We start from the raw sequence: 2,276 nt of genomic DNA, 5'->3' as shown, positions 1-2,276 counted from the left end.
GGTTCTTGAACGGCTTCTCGCCGCGCACGGCGACGATATGCTCAACCGCCGCGTCGCCGACGCCCTTCAGCGCCGCCAGCGAATAGAAGATCTTGTTTTCACCCACTTCGAACGGGCGGAAGCTGGTCATCACCGACGGCGCCACCACCTCGATGCCGAGGCGCATGGCATCCTGGCGGAAGTCGGCCAGCTTGTCTGTGTTGCTCATGTCGAGCGTCATCGACGCCGCCAGGAACTCGACCGGATAATGCGCCTTGAGATAGGCGGTCTGGTAGGAGACGACAGCGTAGGCCGCCGCGTGCGACTTGTTGAAGCCGTAGTCGGCGAACTTCGCCAGGAGATCGAAGATGAAGTCGGCCTGCGGCTTGGAGACGCCGCGCTCGACCGCGCCGGACACGAAGCGCTCGCGCTGCTTGTCCATCTCGGCGCGGATCTTCTTGCCCATGGCGCGGCGCAGAAGGTCGGCTTCGCCGAGCGAATAGCCGGACAGTTCCTGCGCGATCTGCATCACCTGTTCCTGGTACACGATGACGCCTTGCGTCTCCTTCACCAGATGATCGATCTTGGGATGGATCGAGGCCATCTCCTCCTCGCCATGCTTTCTGGCATTGTAGGTCGGGATGTTCTCCATCGGGCCGGGACGGTAGAGCGCCACCAGCGCGATAATGTCCTCGATGCAGTCCGGTCGCATGCCGATCAGCGCCTTGCGCATGCCGGCACTTTCAACCTGGAACACGCCGACGACCTCGCCGCGCGACAGCATCGAGTAAGTCTCTTTGTCGTCGAGCGGAATGCGCGCAAGGTCTATGTCGACGCCGCGCCGGCGGATGAGCTTCACCGCCGTTTCCAGCACGGTCAGCGTCTTCAGGCCGAGGAAGTCGAACTTCACCAGACCCGCCTGCTCGACATATTTCATGTTGAACTGGGTGACCGGCATGTCCGAGCGCGGATCGCGGTACATCGGCACCAACTCGGACAACGGCCGGTCGCCGATGACGATGCCGGCGGCATGCGTCGAGGCATGGCGGTAGAGGCCTTCGAGCTTCTGCGCCGTATCGAGCAGCGTCTGCACGATCGGCTCCTTTTCCGCCTCCTCGGCGAAGCGCGGCTCGTTGGCGATGGCATCCGCCAGCTTGACCGGATTGGCCGGGTTTTGCGGCACCATCTTGGAGAGCTTGTCGACCTGGCCGTAAGGCATCTGCAGCACGCGGCCGACGTCGCGCAGCACCGCTCGCGCCTGCAGCGTTCCGAAGGTGATGATCTGGCCGACCTGGTCGCGGCCGTATTTCTGCTGGACGTAGCGGATGACCTCCTCGCGCCGGTCCTGGCAGAAATCGATGTCGAAGTCCGGCATCGAGACGCGGTCGGGGTTAAGGAAGCGCTCGAACAGCAGCGAGAAGCGCAGCGGATCGATATCGGTGATGGTGGTCGAATAGGCGACCAGCGAACCGGCGCCCGAACCGCGCCCCGGGCCGACGGGAATGCCTTGCGACTTGGCCCATTTGATGAAGTCGGCGACGATCAGGAAATAGCCCGGAAACTTCATCTTCTCGATGATGCCGAGCTCGAATTCGAGCCGCTCGCGATATTGCTCGACCGTGTAGCCCGGCGTCGGGCCGTGCGCGGCAAGCCGCGCCTCCAGCCCCTCGCGCGCCTGGCGGGCAAGCTCTGCGGCTTCCGCCTTTTCCGCCGCGTCCTTGTCGGCCGCGTCGGCGCCGGTGAAGCGCGGCAGGATCGGGCTGCGGTTCTTCGGATAGTAGGAGCAGCGCATCGCGATCTCGACCGTGTTGTCGATCGCTTCCGGCAGGTCCGAGAACAGCCGCGCCATCTCGGCCTGGCTGCGCAGGAAATTGTCCGGCGAAAGCCGCCGGCGATTGTCCGCGGCGACCACCGATCCCTCTGCGATGGCGATCAGCGCATCATGCGCCTCATAGTCCTCGCGTTTGGAGAAAAACGCCTCGTTGGTGGCGACCAGCGGCAGGTCGTGCGTGTAGGCTAGGTCGACCGTCGACTTTTCGACCATGCGGTCGTAGCCGGCGACCCGCTCCAGCTCGACATAGAGCCTGTCACCGAACAGGCCCTTGAGGAACAGCAGCCGCTGTTCGGCAAGGTCGCGCCGGTCCGCCTTGAGCGCGCTGCCGATCGGACCGCGCGGGCCGCCGGTCAGGCAAATCAGCCCATCGGACCGGCCTTCCAGCATGGCGCTGGTCAGGTGCACCGGCTCGCCGGGCGGCGTCTCTAGATAGACCTTGCTGATCAGCCGCACGAGATTGGCA

At 64.4% G+C, this 2,276-nt stretch carries 1 protein-coding gene; it reads right to left on the bottom strand.

The genetic code is table 11. From position 1 onward, the window contains the following. Positions 1 to 2,276 (bottom strand): DNA polymerase III subunit alpha (gene dnaE, locus EOA24_RS34830; RefSeq protein WP_127410641.1); only part of this gene is annotated, 2,276 nt, incomplete at both ends.

This window comes from Mesorhizobium sp. M2A.F.Ca.ET.039.01.1.1 (assembly GCF_003998035.1).
Classification (GTDB): Bacteria; Pseudomonadota; Alphaproteobacteria; order Rhizobiales; family Rhizobiaceae; genus Mesorhizobium.
Note: the sequence above shows the minus strand (reverse complement) of the source record. Positions and strands in the feature narration are given on the sequence as shown.